Here is a 725-nt window from a genome sequence, read left to right as displayed (position 1 = left end):
CAACTCTTGAATTCCGTGAAGTTGATGATAAAGCTGATTTAGCAGCGGCGGCGAATGGCCGTGCACCTGCGGGCAGTGAAATCAAACAAGATCGCGATGGTCGTCCTGTTGTACTTAAAAAGCGTGTCATCCTAAGCGGCGCTAGCATCACGGATGCAAGTTCTAGTGTGGATGAATACGGTCGCCCTCAAGTTAACATCTCGCTAGACAGCGAGGGTGGTAACAAGATGTCGGCGTTCTCGAAGAAAAACATTGGTAAGTTAATGGCTACCGTGTTTGCTGAGTACAAAGACAGCGGTCGTAAAACGCCTGAAGGCAAAGTTATCCTGACTAAGCACGAAGAAGTGATTAACCAAGCAACGATTCAATCTGCACTTGGCCGTAACTTCCGTATTACAGGTATCGACTCTGCTGCTGAAGCGCACAACCTCGCACTTCTATTACGTGCTGGTGCACTTATCGCACCGATCTCTATCGTTGAAGAACGTACCATTGGTCCGTCAATGGGTCAGCAAAACATCGACATGGGTATCCAAGCGTGTGTTTGGGGTATGGTAGCTGTAATGCTATTTACTCTGCTTTACTACCGCGGCTTTGGTCTGATTGCCAATATTGCGTTGATGGCTAACTTAGTGTTGATCATTGGTGTGATGTCGATGATTCCAGGGGCAACGATGACGCTGCCAGGTATTGCCGGTATCGTATTGACTGTGGGTATGGCCGTC

General features: G+C 48.3%; 1 protein-coding gene. It reads left to right on the top strand.

The features are described 5' to 3' along the window. A partial coding sequence (locus R7044_RS25355) for a SecD/SecF family protein translocase subunit (protein WP_225456015.1) occupies positions 1-725 on the top strand: 725 nt, incomplete at both ends.

This window comes from Vibrio sp. 1402, from assembly GCF_033340275.1.
Note: the sequence above shows the minus strand (reverse complement) of the source record. Positions and strands in the feature narration are given on the sequence as shown.